Here is a 16,556-nt window from a genome sequence, read left to right as displayed (position 1 = left end):
GAGGAATGAGAAACGTTAGCTTCTGGCCGCTAGCCGTCCTTGCAATCTCAATGGAAGTCGCGCGATTTGGGTAGAATGCGCACGTCGCGGGGGTGACGGGCGGCGGGGGCGGCCTGTATCGGCGGTTCGGATTGCGACAATCGGTTGAGGTCAGCGGTGCGGTCATGGATGCGGCTGGCCATCAGATGGACGACGCCCTCCTTGCTGCGCTGCACCTCGCCCTCGACCAGCATCAGACGGCTGGCCATGACCGGGCGGCGCTGCAGCTCGAACAGACGCGCCCAGAGCAGGATATTGGTGATGCCGGTCTCATCCTCGATGGTGATGAAGACGGCATTGCCCTTGCCCGGCCGCTGGCGCACCAGCACCACGCCGGCAGTGCGGACGCGCGCGCCATTCTTCGCCGCGCTGGTCTGGGCGCAGCTCAGCACGCCTTCGGCCGCGAACACCGGACGCAGGAACTGCATCGGATGGCCCTTGAGCGAGAGGCGGGTCACCGCATAATCGTCCATCACCTGTTCGGCGAGCGGCATGGCGGGCAGCATCGCATCCGTCTCCTCCCCCAGTTCGCGCGCGGCGCGGTCGTGCCGGCGGGCGGCGGCGAACAGCGGCAGTTCGTCCGACGGGGTGCGCCGCGCCTCCCATAAAGCGGTGCGCCGGTCCTGTCCCAGCGAGCGGCAGGCATCGGCATCGGCCAGCAGCCGCAGCGCCCGCGCGGGCAGGCCGGCGCGCCGGGCCATATCCTCGATACTGGTGAAGAGGCCGCCCTGCGCCCGCGCGTCCATCATCTGCGCTGCCCATTGTTCGCGGAAACCGTCGACCTGGCGCAGGCCAAGGCGCAGCGCCAGCGCCCGACCGGTGCCTTCGCCCTTGTCCGCGCGGCGGCTGCGCAACAGCGGTTCCAGGCCATTGTCCCAGTCGCTCATATTGACGTCGACATCATGGATGGCGACACCATGCTCGCGCGCGTCGCGGACCAGCTGGGCCGGGGCATAGAAGCCCATCGGCTGGGAATTGAGCAGGGCGCAGGCGAAGATGGCGGGCTGGTGGCATTTGATCCAGGCCGAGACATAGACCAGCCGGGCGAAGGACAGGGCATGGCTTTCGGGAAAGCCATAGCTGCCGAACCCCTCGATCTGCTTGAAGCAGCGCGCGGCAAACTCCGCCTCATAACCGCGCGCGGTCATGCCGTTGATCATCTTCTCGCGGAAATGATGGATGGTGCCGACATTGCGGAAGGTCGCCATGGCGCGGCGGAGTTGATTGGCTTCGGTAGGTTTAAATTTGGCGGCCGTAATGGCGAGCTTCATCGCCTGTTCCTGGAACAGGGGGACGCCATAGGTCTTGCCGAGCAGGATCTTGAGTTCATCCGCCGGGCCATGTTGGGGACCGGGCGAGGGATAGGTCACCTTTTCCTCGCCACAGCGGCGGCGCAGATAGGGATGGACCATGTCGCCCTCGATCGGGCCGGGCCGCACGATCGCCACCTGCACGGTCAGGTCATAGAGGGTGCGCGGCCTGAGGCGCGGCAGCATATTGATCTGCGCCCGGCTTTCGACCTGGAACACGCCGATGCTCTCGCCCTTGCAGAGCATGTCATAGACGGCCGGGTCGCTGGAATTGAGGTCGACCGTCAGGCGATGGTCGCCCAACCCCTGGTCGCGCATCAGGTCGAACGCCTTGCGAATGCAGGTCAACATGCCGAGCGCCAATATGTCGACCTTCATCAGGCCGAGCGCATCGATATCATCCTTGTCCCATTCGATGAAGCTGCGGTCGGCCATCGCCGCATGATGGAGCGGCACCGTCTCGTCGAGCCGATTCTGGGTCAGCACAAAGCCGCCGACATGCTGGGACAGGTGACGGGGAAAGGGGGCGTCCAGCAACTGGCCGATCAGCGCGCACAACTGCATGATCTGGGGATTGTCGAGCGCGAAGCCGGCCTCGACGATGCGCTGGTCGCCGACATCGCCCGAATAGCTGCCCCAGACCGTGCTGGAGAGGCGGGTCGCGACATCTTCGCTGAGGCCCAGCACCTTGGCGACCTCGCGCACGGCGCTGCGCGAGCGATAATGGATCACGGTCGCGGCGATGCCCGCGCGATGACGGCCATAGCGCTCATAGATATATTGCATCACCTCCTCGCGCCGCTCATGCTCGAAATCGACGTCGATGTCGGGCGGCTCGTCGCGCTCCTCGGACACGAAGCGGGAAAAGAGCAGGTCATGCTGTTGCGGGTCGACCGAGGTCACGCCGAGCAGGAAGCAGACCATCGAATTGGCCGCCGATCCGCGCCCCTGGCACAATATGCCCTTGCTGCGCGCGAAGGCGACGATGTCGTGTACGGTCAGGAAATAATAGGCATAGTTGCGCTCGCCGATCAGCTTGAACTCCTCGTCCAGCAACGCGCGCACCTTGTGGGGGATGACCGGGCCATAGCGGGCATGGGCGGCGCTGACGGTCAGTTCCTCCAGCCATTGCTGCGCGCTCCAGCCCTCCGGCACCGGCTCATGCGGATATTCGTAGCGCAGCTGGTCCAGGGCGAAGCGGATGGTGGAGAGGAAGCGGATCGTTTCGGCCACCGCCTGCGGACAGGTGCGGAACAGATGGGCGATCTCGGCCGGGGCATGGATATGGCGCTCGGCATTGGCCTCCAGTTTCCTGCCCGCCCTGGCGATGGTCGTGCCCTCGCGAATGCAGCTCAGCACATCCTGCAGCGGCCGCTGTTCGGGACTGGCATAAAGGGCGTCCATCGTCGCCAGCAGCGGCACCCCGGTCCGCGCCGCCAGATCGCTGAAGCCGGCCAGCCGCCGCGCATCGCGCCCGTCGCGGCGCAGGGTTGCGCCCAGCCAGATGCGACCAGGGGCCAAGCGATGGAGGCGCAGCAACAGGGCTTCCAGTTCGGTCGGGCGCGGTGGCGGCACCAGGCTCAGATGCTTCTGGCGGATCGCTTCGCCGGGCGGCCGATCGGCAAAATCATAATCGACCGGGTGGCGATGCGCCTGCTGCTCGGTCGCGCTGGCATAGGGCAGGACGATCAGTTGCAATTCGTCGAGATGGCCGGTCAGATCCTCATAGCGCAAGATGCAGTCGCCCTTGATCGAGCGGAGATTGCCGACCGTCAGCAATTTGGTGAGTTCGCCCCAGCCGCGGCGGGTGCGCGGATAGGCGATGATGTCAGGCGTGCCGTCGACGAACACCAGCCGGGCGCCGACCACCAGGCGCAGGTCGCTCTCGCAGCCCTGTTCCTCTTCCGGGCTGAGCATGAGCGGCAGGCCGGCCGCTTCCCTGGCCGTCATCAGGGCGGCGCGCGCCTTTTCCGGGGCCTTTTTGAGGGCGACATGGGCGCGGACCACGCCGGCGACGCTGTTGCGGTCGGCAATGCCGAGGCCGGTGAGACCCAATGCCATGGCCCGTTCCACCATGTCGCTGGCGTGGGAGGCGCCGCGCAGGAAGGAGAAATTGGTGGCGGCGACCAGTTCGGCGAAGGGGGGCTCGGCCGGTGCCGGGCGCGGCGGGGCGGGTTTTGTGTTTTCTCGGGCTGCCTCGATCACGTTCAATTCGCGCCGGTCGATCGATCGGGGTTTGGCGGGATCGGGCGGCGGGCGCCGGCCGCTCATGCGAACAGGCCGTGAATATACCAGCCGGGATGGACCGTCTCCGCGCCATAAAGGCCGTGACGGAAGATCCAGTAGCGGCGGCCGCGCGCATCCTCGACCCGATAATAGTCGCGGGTGCGGCCGGTGCTTTCGCCCTCGATCGCGCCGTCTTTGGCCTGCCACCATTGCGGCGCGATCCGTTCCGGCCCCTCGAACCGGGTGACTTCATGCAGGGTGCGGCGCCAGCGGAAGCGGTGAGGCGGGCCGTCGGGGACTTCCGCGATCACATCGATCGGTTGCGGCGGATCGAACAGATGGAGCGGACGCATCGGTGGGTCGCCGGGTTCGCCGACCGGGGCCCAGCCTTCGGGCGCGCGATGCTCGACCGCCGGCAGCGCCAGTTGCGCCTGTTCGGGAACATGGCTGTCGCGCGGCTCCAGCCGCTGGATGCGCGCGCGCCCGGCACGGATCGACAGGCGATCGACCAGCGCCTCCACGCCCTCGCTCTTGCGCGCCTCGCCCCCTTCGAGCGCGAGCTGGGTCGGCGCCATCGGATCGGCGCGTGGCACGGTGAGGCGCAGCATGTCGAAGCCGAAACCGGGATCGAGCGGGTCGGACAGGCTGTCGATCCGTTCCTGGAACAGGCGCATGATCGCCGGCGCGTCGCGGATCGGCAGGCTGGTTTCGACCCGGATCGGGAAGGCGAGGCCATCGCTGCGGAAGAAGACCGCCTCGAACCGGCGACCGCCCTGGCCGCGCTCGGCCAATTGTTCGCCGGCTTCCGCTGCCATCTCCGCCACGACTTTCACAGCATGGGCGCTGCTGCCCATCGGCTCGGCAAAGCGCCGTTCGACCCGGATCGCCGGGCGCGGGCGACGGGGGGCAAGCGGGCGATGGCCCAGGCCCAGCAGCGCATGGAGCGCGTCCACAGCCTCCTCGCCGAAGCGGGCGGCGAGCGCGGCGGCCGGGCGCGCGGCGAGATCGCCAACGGTGCGCAGTCCCGCTCGGCGCAGCGCCACCGCGCTCTCCGCCTCCAGCTCCAGCGCCTCGACCGGCAGGCGGCGCACCGCCGCATCCTCGTCCGGCGCGGGGGCAGCGGGGAAACGGGCGAGCGCATGGGCGGCCTCGGGCGATGCGGCGATGGCGTGGCGCACGCGCATGCCATGCCGTTCCAGCCGGTCGGTCGCGGCCTGCGCCAGTTCCGCCTCGCCATCCCACAGATGGCCGCATCCGCTGATGTCGAGCATCAGGCCATGGCCGGAATCGAGCGCGGCATTGGGGGTGTAACGGGCGCAACCGTCGCACAGCCGCTCCAGCCAATCCTGGTCGCCATGGGGATCGGCCTCGAACACGCGCAACTCCGGCTCGCGGGCGTGCGCATCGGCCAGCGTCATGCCGGGGGTGAGGCCCGCCGCCAGCGCATCGGCATCCAGCGTCGCGAGCCGCATCGCGCCGCGGACATTTTCCACCACCACCGCGGGCGCATCGCCCTGCGCGGCCCAGAGGTCAGGCCGCGCGATCCGCAGCCGATCGATCGGCAGGAAGGGGAACCAGAGCGCCAGATAGCGGCGCGCCGCCCTGCTGTCCGTCCTGTCCATGCTCATGGCGTTCATGCCGTCCGTCTCCAAAAGCCCCCTTTTCGCCATCCCATATCAGCCGCCAGGCCAGCCCGTCCGGCCCGGCCCGTCGCCGCAACAGGCTGAGGGCGAAGGCGCTGTGTCCCGGCGCATTGCCGGGCAGCGGATCGGATGGGGCGGCCGCCACCTGCCAGCGGGTTTCCGCCGCGCTGGGCACCGGATCGCCGCCGACCCGCAGCAGGAAGGCGGTGACGCCCGATTGTTCGGCCGCCAGCGCCAATCGCCGGCTGGCAGTGAGGTCGAGCAGCGGCGCGCGCCCGCGCAATTCGATCAGCAGCGCGCCGAGCGCGGGGCAGCGCAGCCCCTCCACCGCGGCGCGCAGCAGCATCGCGTCATCGGCCATCAGCCCGATCAGCAAGCGGGCCGGGTCCAGCCCTAGCGCCGCGAGGCCGGGGCCATAGGGCGATCCGCCTGCCCTGGCCGATGCCGTGGTGCGCAGCCAGAGCAGGGGCGCGTCATCCGCCGCCAGCCGGGCGAGGATCAGCGCCAGGCCAGCCGCCGCCCCTTCCTCCTCCGCCGCGCCGAACAGTTCATGCACCCGCCCGCGCGCGAAGCCGCCGTCGAGCGCCGCGTCCAGCCCGGCATGGCCGGTCGCAAGCCGGGCACAGCCGACCGTCGGCGCTGGCGTCCGGTCCAGCGCCGCGATATGCCGCTTCAGCGCGGCGAGACTTTTGATCGACTCGCTCATTGCATTTGTTCCTGATATGTTCTTATTTCACGCCATTGGCTTCCCGAGTCAATCCGCTTGCCAATCCAGAGGACAAAGAAGGATTTCCTGATGACCGACACCGCCCGCAAACGCGCCGATTTCCGTGCCCTGCATCAGGACGGCTTCTTCCTGCTGCCCAATGCCTGGGACGCGGGCAGCGCGGTGCGGCTGGCGAAGAAGGGCTTTCGCGCGATCGCGTCGACCAGTGCCGGCGCGGCCTGGGCGGCGGGCAAGGATGATGGCGAACTGGGCCGCGACGCGGTGCTGGCGCATCTGGAGATGCTGGTCGCGGCGACCGACCTGCCGGTCAACGCGGATTTCGAAAATGGCTTTGCCGATGCGCCCGAGGATGTCGCCACCAATGTGACGCTGGCGGCGCAGACCGGCATCGCGGCCCTGTCGATCGAGGACTGGTCGGGCAGCACGCTCTATGACCTGCCGCTGGCGGTGGAGCGGATCGCGGCCGCGCGCGAAGCGATCGACCGGATCGATCCGGCGCTGATGCTGGTCGGGCGCAGCGAGAATTTCCGCGTGCCCGGCATGGCGCCGAGCGAGAGCATCGCCCGCGCCGTCGCCTATGCGGAGGCGGGCGCCGACTGCCTGTTCGTGCCTTTCCTGCTCGATCATGGCGCCGTCGCCGAACTGGTGGCGGCGGTCGCGCCCAGGCCGGTCAATGTCGTCATCCATGACTATGACGCGGCCGGCATCGCCGCGCTGGCGGCGCTGGGCGTGCGCCGTTGCAGCATCGGCGCCAGCCTGGCCCAGATCAGTTGGGCGGCTTTCGACAATGCGGCCGCGCGGTTGAAGGCGGCGGAGGGGTAAACTTCCCCGTCTCCGTTCGTTTCGAGCCAAGTCGAGAAAACGTAGCGCTTCCCGCTTCTCGACACGCTCGAAGCGAACGGATGTTAGGAGAAGGCTTCGTTCTACTCCACCGTCACCAATGTCACCGATTTGGACGGCAGGGTCAGCGCCACCTGTCCCTGCGCCAGCCGCGCGGTGAGCGGGCCGGGCACGAAGGGATCGGCGCCCTCGAAGCGGATGCGGGTGTCGATGGTCGCGGCGGTCAGCGTCCGGGCGCTGGCCTTGCGCCAGGCGCCCCCTTTCAGGTCGATGCGCACCGGCCGGGCGGCGGCGGGGTCGAGATTGACGATGCTGAGATGCAGCGCGCCCGCCGCATCCTTCGACGCCGACACGCTGAGCCCCGGCAGCCGCACCGCGCCCGCGACATAGTCGGGCGCCTGCACATCGACCGGGATCATCGTCGCATTCTGATGGACCTTGTAGAGGTCGAACACATGCCAGGTCGGCGTCACCACCATCTTGGCGCCCTGCGTCAGCACCAGCGACTGGATGACATTCACCATCTGCGCGACATTGGCCATGCGCACCCGGTCGGCATGATTGTTGAAGATGTTGAGGCTCATCCCCGCGATCACCGCGTCGCGCAGCGTGCTTTCGAGGTAGAGTTGCGAGGGCGCGTCCTTCTCGCTGTCGAACCAGGCGCCCCATTCATCGACCGCGATCGCCACCTGCTTCTTGGGATCATAGCGGTCCATGATCGCGGCATGGCGGCGGATCAGTTCGTCGGTCAGATGGGCGCGGGCCAGCGCGGAGGCCCATTGGTCGGTGCCAAAGCCGATATTGCGCCCCTTGTTGCGCCAGTCATTGCCGGCGAAACTGTAGAAGTGGAGCGACAGGCCCCACATCAGCGGGCGTTCGGTATTGTAGGCGAGCGGCGTGGGATTGGGGCGCCATTTCATCGCCTGCGCCATGACCTTTTCGGTCCATTCATAATCGTCGGTATCCGCGCCCACCGCGATCAGCTTTGCCCGCTCGCCCGAATAGCCGCGCAGGAAGGCGGCATAATGGCGGAAGGCGGTGGCATAGGTGTCGGCGGTCATGTTGCCGCCACAGCCCCAGCTTTCATTGCCGACGCCGATGAAGGGCACGGCCCAGGGCGCGGCATGGCCATTGGCGGCGCGTTCCTTGCCCGGCTGGCTGTCGGCCGGCGCGGTCATGTAGCGCATCCAGTCGTCCGCCTCGCGCACGCTGCCCGACCCGACATTGACCGACACGAAGGCCTTGGCGCCGATCTGGTCCAGGAAATCCATATATTCATGGGTGCCGAATGCATTGGTTTCGGCCGACTTGTCCCAGGCGGCGTTGATGCCGGCGGGGCGCTGCGCGGCCGGGCCGATGCCGTCGCGCCAATGATAGCCATCGGCAAAGCAGCCGCCCGGCCAGCGGATCACCGGCACCTTCACCTGGCGCAGCGCGGCGACCACATCGCTGCGGATGCCGCGCACATTGGGGATGGGGCTGTCCGGCCCGACCCATATGCCTTCATAGACGCCACGGCCCAGATGCTCGACAAACTGGCCATAGATATTGGGATCGATGGTGGCGCCGGGCTTGCCGGTGTCGACGGTCAGGACGGCGCTGTCGCCGGGCGCAGCCGCCGGGGCCGATGATGCGCCCGCAAGGCCGGCGAGCAGGCCGGCTGTCGCCGCCAGCAGCGCCCACCGCATCCGCACCCAAGCCCGTCCCGAAAGCTGCACGCCCATGCCATCCCCTTCCTCAATTTGTCTGAGTATAGGCTAGGCGGGCGGCAGGGCCGGGGTCAAGGGGCCGTAACGTCCCCAGGTTCTGCCATCCGCGTCACATGGATCGCCTGTTCGTTCATCTGGGCGCTGCCGAAGATGGTCATGAAGGCGATGTCGGTGGCGTCGCGGCCGACGGCGATGCGGACCATCCCCTCGATCGGGGCCAATCCCGTCGCGTCGACCATATGCCAGGCGCCGTCCAGCCACACTTCCACCACGGCGTGGAAATCGGGCGGGTCGAGATCGGCGGCATAGACCGACACCAGCCGGGCGGGAATGTCGCGCGCGCGGATCAGCGCGGCGGTGAGGTGCGCGAAGTCGCGGCACACGCCACGCTGGGCGACGAAAGTGTCGGCGGCGGTGGTGGTGATATCCGAACTGCCGGGCACATATTGCAGATTGTCATGCACCCAGCCGACCAGCGCCTGCACCAGCGGGCCACCGTCCAGCCCTTCGAAATGGCCGCAGACGAAGCTGACGAACCGGTCCGCCTCGCAATAGCGACTGGGCCAGATGAAGGGCAGCACATCCTGCGGCAGGCTGGGCAAGGGCGAGCGGGCGAGCGAGAAGAGATCGGGCGCGGACCGGTCGACATCGACCAGCGCCTTGTAGCGGCTGAGCATCCGCCCGGTGCCGCTGCGCGTCCAGGTGCGCCGGCCGATCGCGCTGCCGCCCATCAAATTGGTCAGCGGCCCAGCATTGTCGATGATGTGCGATTGTTCGACGATGCGCTGGTCGGCCATGGCGGCGGCCTCGACGGCCATCAATACGTCGGTCGGCCCGGAAAATTCATAGTCGAGGGTCGCTTCGATCGCGAGACGCATGGCCATCCTTCAGGAGAGATTCGGCAAGATGCCATCCTGCCGATGCTGCAGGCCGCTGTCGCGCTATTCCGGCAGCTTCCCGAACGGCAGCAGCTTGCGCGCCTGGGCGGCGGCCGCCTTGCCATTGCCGGCGCGCAGGGCGGGCAGGATGGCGGCGGCATTGCGTTTCATCAACTGGTCGAGCGGGGCGGGGGCAGGGGCATTGGCCGCCCGTTCGGCCAGCGCCAGCGCGCCGGCGACATCATTATGATCGGCGCGGATGCGCATCAATGCGGCCAGGCCCGAGTAGAAGGCGCGGTTGCCGCCCAACGCCACCGCCTTGCCCAGGGCGGCCTCACCCACCTGTTCCTTGGCGCCCAGCACGGTGCGGGCGATGAAGCTGCCAAGCTGGTCGATCGCGTCGAGATGCCAGCCGGCGATCACCATCTGTGCCTCGGCGTCACGTGGGTTGCGGGCGGCCAAAGCCTCGAACGCGGAAAGCGAGCTGCGCGCATCGGCTCGGCTGCGGGTCAGCTTGGCGCGATAGCCGATCGCGACCGCGCGTTGCAGCACCGCCTCATGATCATTGGGGGCGGTCATCAATATGCGGTCGGCGGCGCTGATGGCCTGGCCGATGAGGCTCAGCGCGCGTGCCTTGTCGCTGGTCTGGAAGGCCGCCGCAGTCAGCAGCTCGCGCGGGGTTTCCGCCAGCGCGGCCGGCGCTGCGAAGAGGGCGACGGCACAGATCAGCGGGCGGCAGAGCGACGGGGCGAAGGGCACATATTCTCCTGTTGTGGCGGCGCCACCCTGGCGCCGGATCAATAGTCCCTAGAATAACGAAGTGCGGCGGAAGATCCCGCATTGGTGCCGGTCTTCGACAGGATGCTCAGCGTCTTCGACAGGGCGACTTCCAGCTGGGTGGCGGTAAAGCCCTTCGAGTCCGTCACGACCTCCACATAGATATTGTTGGAGATATGCTGGCCGACGGCGAGCGACGTGCCGCGCCCGGTATCCTCGTCACCGCCGACGATGCCGATCCGGTCGAGACCCGATGCGCCCTGCAGCTTGCCCATCGGATTGAGCCCGCCACTGCCGCCGCGCAGGCCGTTGAGAGCGGCGGCCAACTGGATCGCCTGGGTGGCGGACAGATTGGCGACATTGTCGCCGAACAGGATGCGCGAGAGAATCTCGTCCTGCGGCAGGGTTGGCGTCGACACGAATGTGATGTCCGGCTGCTGCGCGGTGCCGGCGACGGCGATGCCGGCGCTGACATCGTCAATCTCGGTCAGCGCCTTAATCGCCAGCGTCGGGTTCATCATGTCGCCATTGAAGGTGATGACGCCCTGATCCAGGTCGAACTGATGGCCCGAGAAGCTGTAGCGGCCGCGGATCACCTCGATCTTGCCGCTGACGCGCGGCTTGGTCGCGGTGCCGGTGACGCGCATGTCGGTCTTCCATTCGGAATCGAGGCCCATGCCGGTCACATAGATCTGGTTGTCGGCGCGCAGGCGGATGTCGAGTTTCCAGTTGGTCGGCGATGCCGCGGCGGCCTTGCGGTCGGCGATGCGCTGCGCCAGCACATCCTGGCCCTCGCCCTTGCGGCGGACGCCCTGCAATTCGCGAATCTCGGTGCCGCCCTGCCAGGCGACGCGATAGCGGGTCTCGGGCAGCGACAGGTCGCCCTTGATCAAGCCGCCATTTTCCGCGCTGTTGGTGATAGCGAGGGTGCCGCTGACCACGCTGGTGATCGCTTCGCTGCGGGCGAGGCGGGCATGGTCCATCTTGACCGCGATGTTCATCGGGAAGCCGCTGTCGGCGGCCAGGCCCACCGTGCCGCTGGCCTGAACCGTGCCGTTGCCGGCGCGGCCGGAAAAGTCGCGAATGTCGAGCCGGTCGTTGGTGAAGCGGCCGTCGAGCTTCATCTGGGTGACGCGGGTGCCGAAGCTCGTATTGTCATAGGTCAGCGCATTGGCGCGGACCAGGCCGTTAAGCTGCGGCGCGGTCAGTCGGCCGCCGAAATCGGCCGCGACCGCGATGCCGCCGCTCAGCCGCTGATCGGCAAGGCCGGCGAAGGAGAAGAGCACATCGGCCGGGCCGGCATAGCGGATGCCGCCGCCCAGCGGCGCAGCCATCAGCTGTTCCGACCAGTTGGCGCCCGGTCCCGGCGGGGCCATGGTGGCGACGAAGCGGCCGATCGTGCTGTTGCCCTTGCGGATGAGGCCGCGCATGTCGCCGCCGGCGGAGGACAGCTTGCCCTCGACATTCATCGACACTGCGTCGGATACGGCGGCCAGGCTCGACCGGCGGAAATCGCTGATCGCCAGGCGCGTGGTCGCGGTCGGGAAGGCGGTTCCGCTCTGGCTGTAATCGACCATGCCGGTCGCCTTGCCGCCGATGCCCAGGCCCGGATTGGCGACATTGGCGATGGCGAGGTCGAAATCCTTGAACCGGGCCTGCAGCGCCGTGTCCGTGCCGAAATGGCCAGCCAGATCGACCTTGCCCTGCGGCAGCACCAGGCTGACCGGTTCCAGCCGATAGCCGGTCTTTTCAGCGCGGATGATCGCCGGCTGGTTCAGGCGGAAATCGACATTGCTGGCTTTACCCTGCAGCGCGACGGCATAGAGGTCGGGGCGCAGTGCGGCGTTGACCGCGACTGAGAAGGGTACGCCGCTGGAACCATCGGCGACCAGCTGGGCTTTGCCCCGGCCGCCCTGATAATCGAGCTTTGCCCGTGCCTTGCGCACGACATAGTCGCCATAGGCGGCGTTCGCCATCTGCACGTCGGCGATCACCTTGGGCTGGTCGCTCAGCAGCATGGAGGCGGTGACGACGGCGCGGCCGATGACGATGTCGGCCTCGCCCGGCAGCTTGGCATTGCTGGCGGTCGCGTTGACGTCGACGCCCTGCACCTTGCCCACGGCATTGAGCTTCACCGCGCCGGTGATGCCCGATCCGTTCATCGCCAGCTGGCCGGTGAAGGGGCCGGCATTGGACTGCTGGATGCGGCCGTTCATGTCGACCCCGGCGAAGCGCGCCTTGGTCACGTCGATCGTCAGCGGCCCTTGCGCGGTGCGGATCAGCACATTGGCAAAGAAGGGGCCATAGGGCGATCCGCCGGTGGCATCGAGGCGATAGCCGGCCGGTTCGCCATTCAGCTTGGCAACGACATCGGTCAGCTTCACCCCGACATTGGGACGCGGCGCGCGCAGCACCGCCTGCGGCCGGTCCGCCGTGCCGCGCACGGTCAGGAACAGCGGGCCATATTGTTTCGAAAAGGCTTCGGTGTCGAAGGCGAGCTGGCCATTGGTGTCATAGCTGCCCGAACCGGACTTGATCTGGAAATTGGGCGCGGCGCCCTTGAGCCCCGCCAGGGTGAACCTGCCCTCCGGCGTCATGCCGATCCGGCCGGACATCACCGCATTGCCGCCCAGGAAGTCGCGGACCGAGGCATTTTCCCAGCGCGCGGTGCGCACGCCGAACATGCCCGACAGGCCGAAGCCGCCCTTGGGACCGGGGATCAGCTTGACGTCGGTGTTGAGGTTGACGATGCCGACGCCGTCGATCCGATAGTCGTTGACGCGACCTTTCAGCGCACCGCGATAGATGGCGTTGTCGAGATCGGCGAGGATGATGGCGGTGGCGTCGATCTTGTCGCTGTCGAGCTTGAGATTGTCGCTGATCAGCTTGCCGCCGGCATAGGCAAAGTCGCCCTTCACCCGCAAATTGGTCATCAGGCCGCCGGCGGCGGCATTGAGGCCGGTCACGCGCTTCGCGGTCGCGTTGACGGGGATGCGGATGCGATCGGCGTCGATCACGGCGCGGCCGCTGGCCTTCAGATTCTCGATGCCGGTGGCGTCGAAGGCGAGGGATGTGGCGCTGATGTCATAATCGATGAAGGGCGTCGCCATCGGCCCGTCGAGGATGATCGAGGCACGGACATCCTTGCCCTTCACCTTGTCCATGAAGGCGCCCGGTTGCAGCAGCGCGGCATTGATCTTGAGCGCGCTGAATGTGCTCTTGCCCAGGTCCACCAGACCCTGCGCATCGGCCGACATGGCGGGCGAGCGCAGCGACCCCTTGAGGTTGACGCGCCGTTCGTTGAGGCCGGCGAACAGGTCGACGTCGAGCTGCGGCCGGGTCAGCCGGTCGGCAATGTCGCCATAGACGAGGCCGGGGCGCAGCGGCCCCTTGGCGGTGAAGCTGCCGTCGCGGGCGGCGAGCGCGATATTGGCCAGTTCGCCCCTGGGCGTGGTGGCGATCAGCTTGCCGTTCCAGGCCTGCCAGGTGCCCTTGCCGTCGAGCGAGGCGGTCATGCCGTCGGGCAGGCCGCTCATCGCCGCGATCACGCCGCCCTTGGGTGCGGTCAGCGTGCCGCTCATCGCCAGGCGATTCTGTGCCGGCACCGCGTCCAGCTTCGCCTGCAGCCGATCGCCGCTGTCGACCACCGCATTGGCGGACAGCTGGGCACGGCCGTCGGCGATATGGACGACGCTGTCGATCGCGATTTCGCGCTTCTGGCCGATCACCGGCTTGGCGAGCAGGAAACGGTCGAGCCGCATCCGGTCGACGTCGATATCGAGGTCGGGCAGGATCGGCGCATTGGGATCGGTCGGGGTCTGGTTGAATTGCGGGCTGCGCGCCAGCACCACCAGCGGGCTTTCCAGATTCTGCACCGAAATATGGTTCTGGAGGTAGCGGAACGGGCGCCAGACGACATGCACCCTGGGGCTGACCGCGAACACGCCCTTGGGATCGCGCAGGATCAGGTCGTGGATGGTCATGTCGCTATAGATCGATCCCTCGATCCGGCCGACCTCGATCCCCATGCCCGATTCCATCTTGAGCGCGGCGATCTGCTGGATGAGGAAACGCTTGCCCGGCTGGGTATCGAGGAACAGCAGCAGGCCCGCGACCAGCACCACCAGCCCGACGATCAGGCCGGCCAGGCCGATGGCGATCTTCTGCCACAGCGGGCGGCCCTGGCGGATCACCACGGTCTCGGTCGCTTCGTGCGCGGGGGGAGGGGTATCTTCCGCCATCAGAAGGCCTGTCCGATACCGATGTAGAGGGCGAATTTGGATTCGCCGGGCTGGCGGTTGATCGGCATGGCTATATCTGCGCGGAAGGGTCCGAAATTGGTGTAGAAACGTCCGCCCAGGCCCACGCCATAGCGGATGTCGGAAAATTGCGGGATCTGGCTTTCATAGACCTGGCCCGCATCGACGAAGGCGACGACGCCATAATTGCCGAAGCGATAGCGGCCCTCGACCGCGAATTCATTGACTGATCGGCCACCGATCGGATCATTGTTCGCGTCCTTTGGCCCCAGTTCCTGATAGCCATAGCCACGCACCGATCCGCCGCCGCCGGCATAGATGCGCCGCGAAGGGGCGACATCGTCGCGGGCGACGCCGTTGATCGTGCCGATCTTGGTCCGCGCCGCCAGCACGAAACTGTCGGAAATCGGATAATAGCCGGCCAGATCGAAACTGGCGCGGACATAGGGCGAGACATTGCCCTGCAACGACGCTTCGGGCGATACGCGCAGATTGGCGCGAAAGCCGCTGGTCGGGTTGAGCAGGTCGTTGGAGCGGTCATAGCCGACCTGCACCGGCAGGGCGCCGATGAAATAGGTCAGCCGCTTGTTTTCGCCGCTTTCGTCGATCGTGGTATTTTCGTTCGAAAGCAGGATTTCGCCGCCATAGGTATAGGTCCAGCGCTTCTGGAAGATCGGTGTCGATTGGCGCGACCAGCTGGCGTTGAGGCCCAGGGTAAAGGCTTCATAGGCGTCATATTTCTGATGATTGACGCCGGCGCCCGCCTGGAAGGTCTTGTCGCGCTTGCCCGCATTGGACCGGCGGAAGGTGCCCGATACGCCCTGTTCCTGGGTGCCGGCGATGACGCTGGCGATCAGGGCGCCTTCGGGCGGGAACAGGTTGCGATGGGTCCAGCTGCCTTCGGCGCGGAAGCCCTGTCCGGTGCCATAGCCCAGTTCGCCGGCCAGCCGCCGGGCCGGGCCGGCTTCCTGATCGACATGCAGGTCGACATATTCGGTGCCATCGGGGCCTGGTTCGCCGGTCTGGACCGAATCGACCGCGACGCTGGCGAACAGGCCGGTCGCGACCAGCGCCTTGCGCAGATCGTCGACCTTGCGGCTGTCATAGAGGTCGCCTTTGTCGAAGCGGGCGATCACCGCCATATGGTCTGCGCCGAATGCCTGCTTCTCGCCGCTGGTGGTGATGGTGCGGAATGTGCCGCGCGGACCCGGCTCGACCGGCAGCGTATAGTCGCCGGTCACGGTCGCGGGATCGAGCAAGATGTCACGGTCGCCGATCCTGGCGAAGGCATAACCATACTCCGGCAGCTTGAGCGCGACATTGGCCTCCGCCGCTTCGACCGCAGTGGCGATGATATAGTCGCCGGTCTTCAAGGTCAGGCTGTCGCGGATCAGGCCGGGCGGGATGGTCTCGGGCGCATGGATGACGATTTCGTTGATCTTGTAGCGCTTGCCCGGCGTCACCGACAGGATCGCCTTCAGCGTGCCATCCTGCTGCTGGTCGAGCGAGGCGAGGGCGGTGGCATCATAATAGCCTTCCGAATGGAACAGCCGCACCGCCAGTTGTTCGTCGGCCTGGGCGCGCTGCTGCACCATCGATGCGGTCTCGGCCTTGCCCTTGCCGTCGACCAGGGCGGATGCGGCGCGGAACTCATCCTCCAGACCGGTCTTGCCGAAGCCGTCGAGCTGGGTCGCGTAGCGGACCTCGGGCGTCTTTTCGTCGCTGTCATCATCGGCGACATTTTCGGGCACGGTCACGCTGTCGAGCGCGGGCAGCGGCTGGGCCAGTTCGGTTTCGACCGGCGGTTCGGTGGCGGGGGGCAGTTCGGCGCTGGTCGCGGGTGCGGGCGCCGTGCCGCTGGCCGGCGCGCTGCCCTGGGCCGGCATCTGCTGGTCGAGCCAGTCGTCGATAGACGGCAAGGGGGCCTTGCTGTCGGTCCCGCTATTGCTGGCCTTGTCGTCGACGCTGCCGGCGCCGGGCAGGCGCGCGTTGAACTCGTCGTCGGGCAGGATCGGTTCTTCGTCGGCGGGCGCTGTGGTGCTGGGGGCGCTGGCCGGAACCGTCTGCGCCATCAGGGGCAGGGGAGAGGCGGCTGCCATGATCATGCCCAGCGCATGCCGAACATATCTCGCCTGCCGCTTCTTCATC

9 protein-coding genes are annotated in these 16,556 nt (G+C 67.3%); 1 reads left to right on the top strand and 8 read right to left on the bottom strand.

Annotated elements, in window-relative coordinates:
* Positions 1-47 precede the first annotated feature (47 nt).
* The 3 genes from E5554_RS00150 to E5554_RS00140 are packed head-to-tail and all read right to left on the bottom strand — an operon-like array spanning position 48 to position 5,924.
* Entirely contained in the window at positions 48-3,620 is a 3,573-nt protein-coding gene (locus E5554_RS00150) for an error-prone DNA polymerase (protein WP_136185622.1), read from the bottom strand.
* Positions 3,617-5,212, bottom strand: coding sequence for a DNA polymerase Y family protein (locus tag E5554_RS00145; protein ID WP_247594340.1), 1,596 nt, complete (start codon positions 5,210-5,212; stop codon positions 3,617-3,619). The genes E5554_RS00150 and E5554_RS00145 overlap by 4 nt, the downstream gene beginning before the upstream one ends.
* The gene (locus E5554_RS00140; RefSeq protein WP_136185621.1) at positions 5,106-5,924 is read right to left on the bottom strand and encodes a hypothetical protein; all 819 of its coding nucleotides are present in this window, start codon (positions 5,922-5,924) and stop codon (positions 5,106-5,108) included. Before E5554_RS00140 ends, E5554_RS00145 begins: the two co-directional genes overlap by 107 nt.
* A gap of 90 nt (positions 5,925-6,014) precedes the next feature.
* Between E5554_RS00140 and E5554_RS00135 the strand changes: the two genes are divergently transcribed.
* Positions 6,015-6,767 carry an isocitrate lyase/phosphoenolpyruvate mutase family protein gene (locus tag E5554_RS00135; RefSeq protein ID WP_136185620.1) on the top strand — a complete coding sequence of 251 codons (753 nt, stop codon included), beginning with the start codon at positions 6,015-6,017 and terminating at the stop codon, positions 6,765-6,767.
* A 101-nt stretch (positions 6,768-6,868) separates the two neighbouring features.
* Here the strand turns inward: E5554_RS00135 and E5554_RS00130 are convergent, their stop codons facing one another.
* The 5 genes from E5554_RS00130 to E5554_RS00110 form a co-directional block, all read right to left on the bottom strand.
* Positions 6,869-8,509 carry an alpha-L-arabinofuranosidase C-terminal domain-containing protein gene (locus E5554_RS00130; protein ID WP_136185619.1) on the bottom strand — a complete coding sequence of 547 codons (1,641 nt, stop codon included), beginning with the start codon at positions 8,507-8,509 and terminating at the stop codon, positions 6,869-6,871.
* Positions 8,510-8,565: 56 nt separating this feature from the next.
* Positions 8,566-9,372: a transglutaminase family protein gene (locus E5554_RS00125; protein WP_136185618.1), complete on the bottom strand. Its 807-nt coding sequence runs from the start codon at positions 9,370-9,372 to the stop codon at positions 8,566-8,568.
* A gap of 63 nt (positions 9,373-9,435) precedes the next feature.
* Complete coding sequence (locus tag E5554_RS00120) at positions 9,436-10,131, bottom strand: hypothetical protein (protein ID WP_136185617.1); 696 nt, start codon at positions 10,129-10,131, stop codon at positions 9,436-9,438.
* A gap of 38 nt (positions 10,132-10,169) precedes the next feature.
* Positions 10,170-14,390 (bottom strand): translocation/assembly module TamB domain-containing protein, encoded by a 4,221-nt coding sequence (locus tag E5554_RS00115; RefSeq protein ID WP_136185616.1) that lies wholly within the window; start codon positions 14,388-14,390, stop codon positions 10,170-10,172.
* The gene (locus E5554_RS00110) at positions 14,390-16,555 is read right to left on the bottom strand and encodes a BamA/TamA family outer membrane protein (protein ID WP_136185615.1); all 2,166 of its coding nucleotides are present in this window, start codon (positions 16,553-16,555) and stop codon (positions 14,390-14,392) included. The genes E5554_RS00115 and E5554_RS00110 overlap by 1 nt, the downstream gene beginning before the upstream one ends.
* Position 16,556: the final 1 nt, after the last annotated feature.

Source organism: Sphingobium sp. PAMC28499, from assembly GCF_004795815.1.
Classification (GTDB): Bacteria; Pseudomonadota; Alphaproteobacteria; order Sphingomonadales; family Sphingomonadaceae; genus Sphingobium; species Sphingobium yanoikuyae.
Note: the sequence above shows the minus strand (reverse complement) of the source record. Positions and strands in the feature narration are given on the sequence as shown.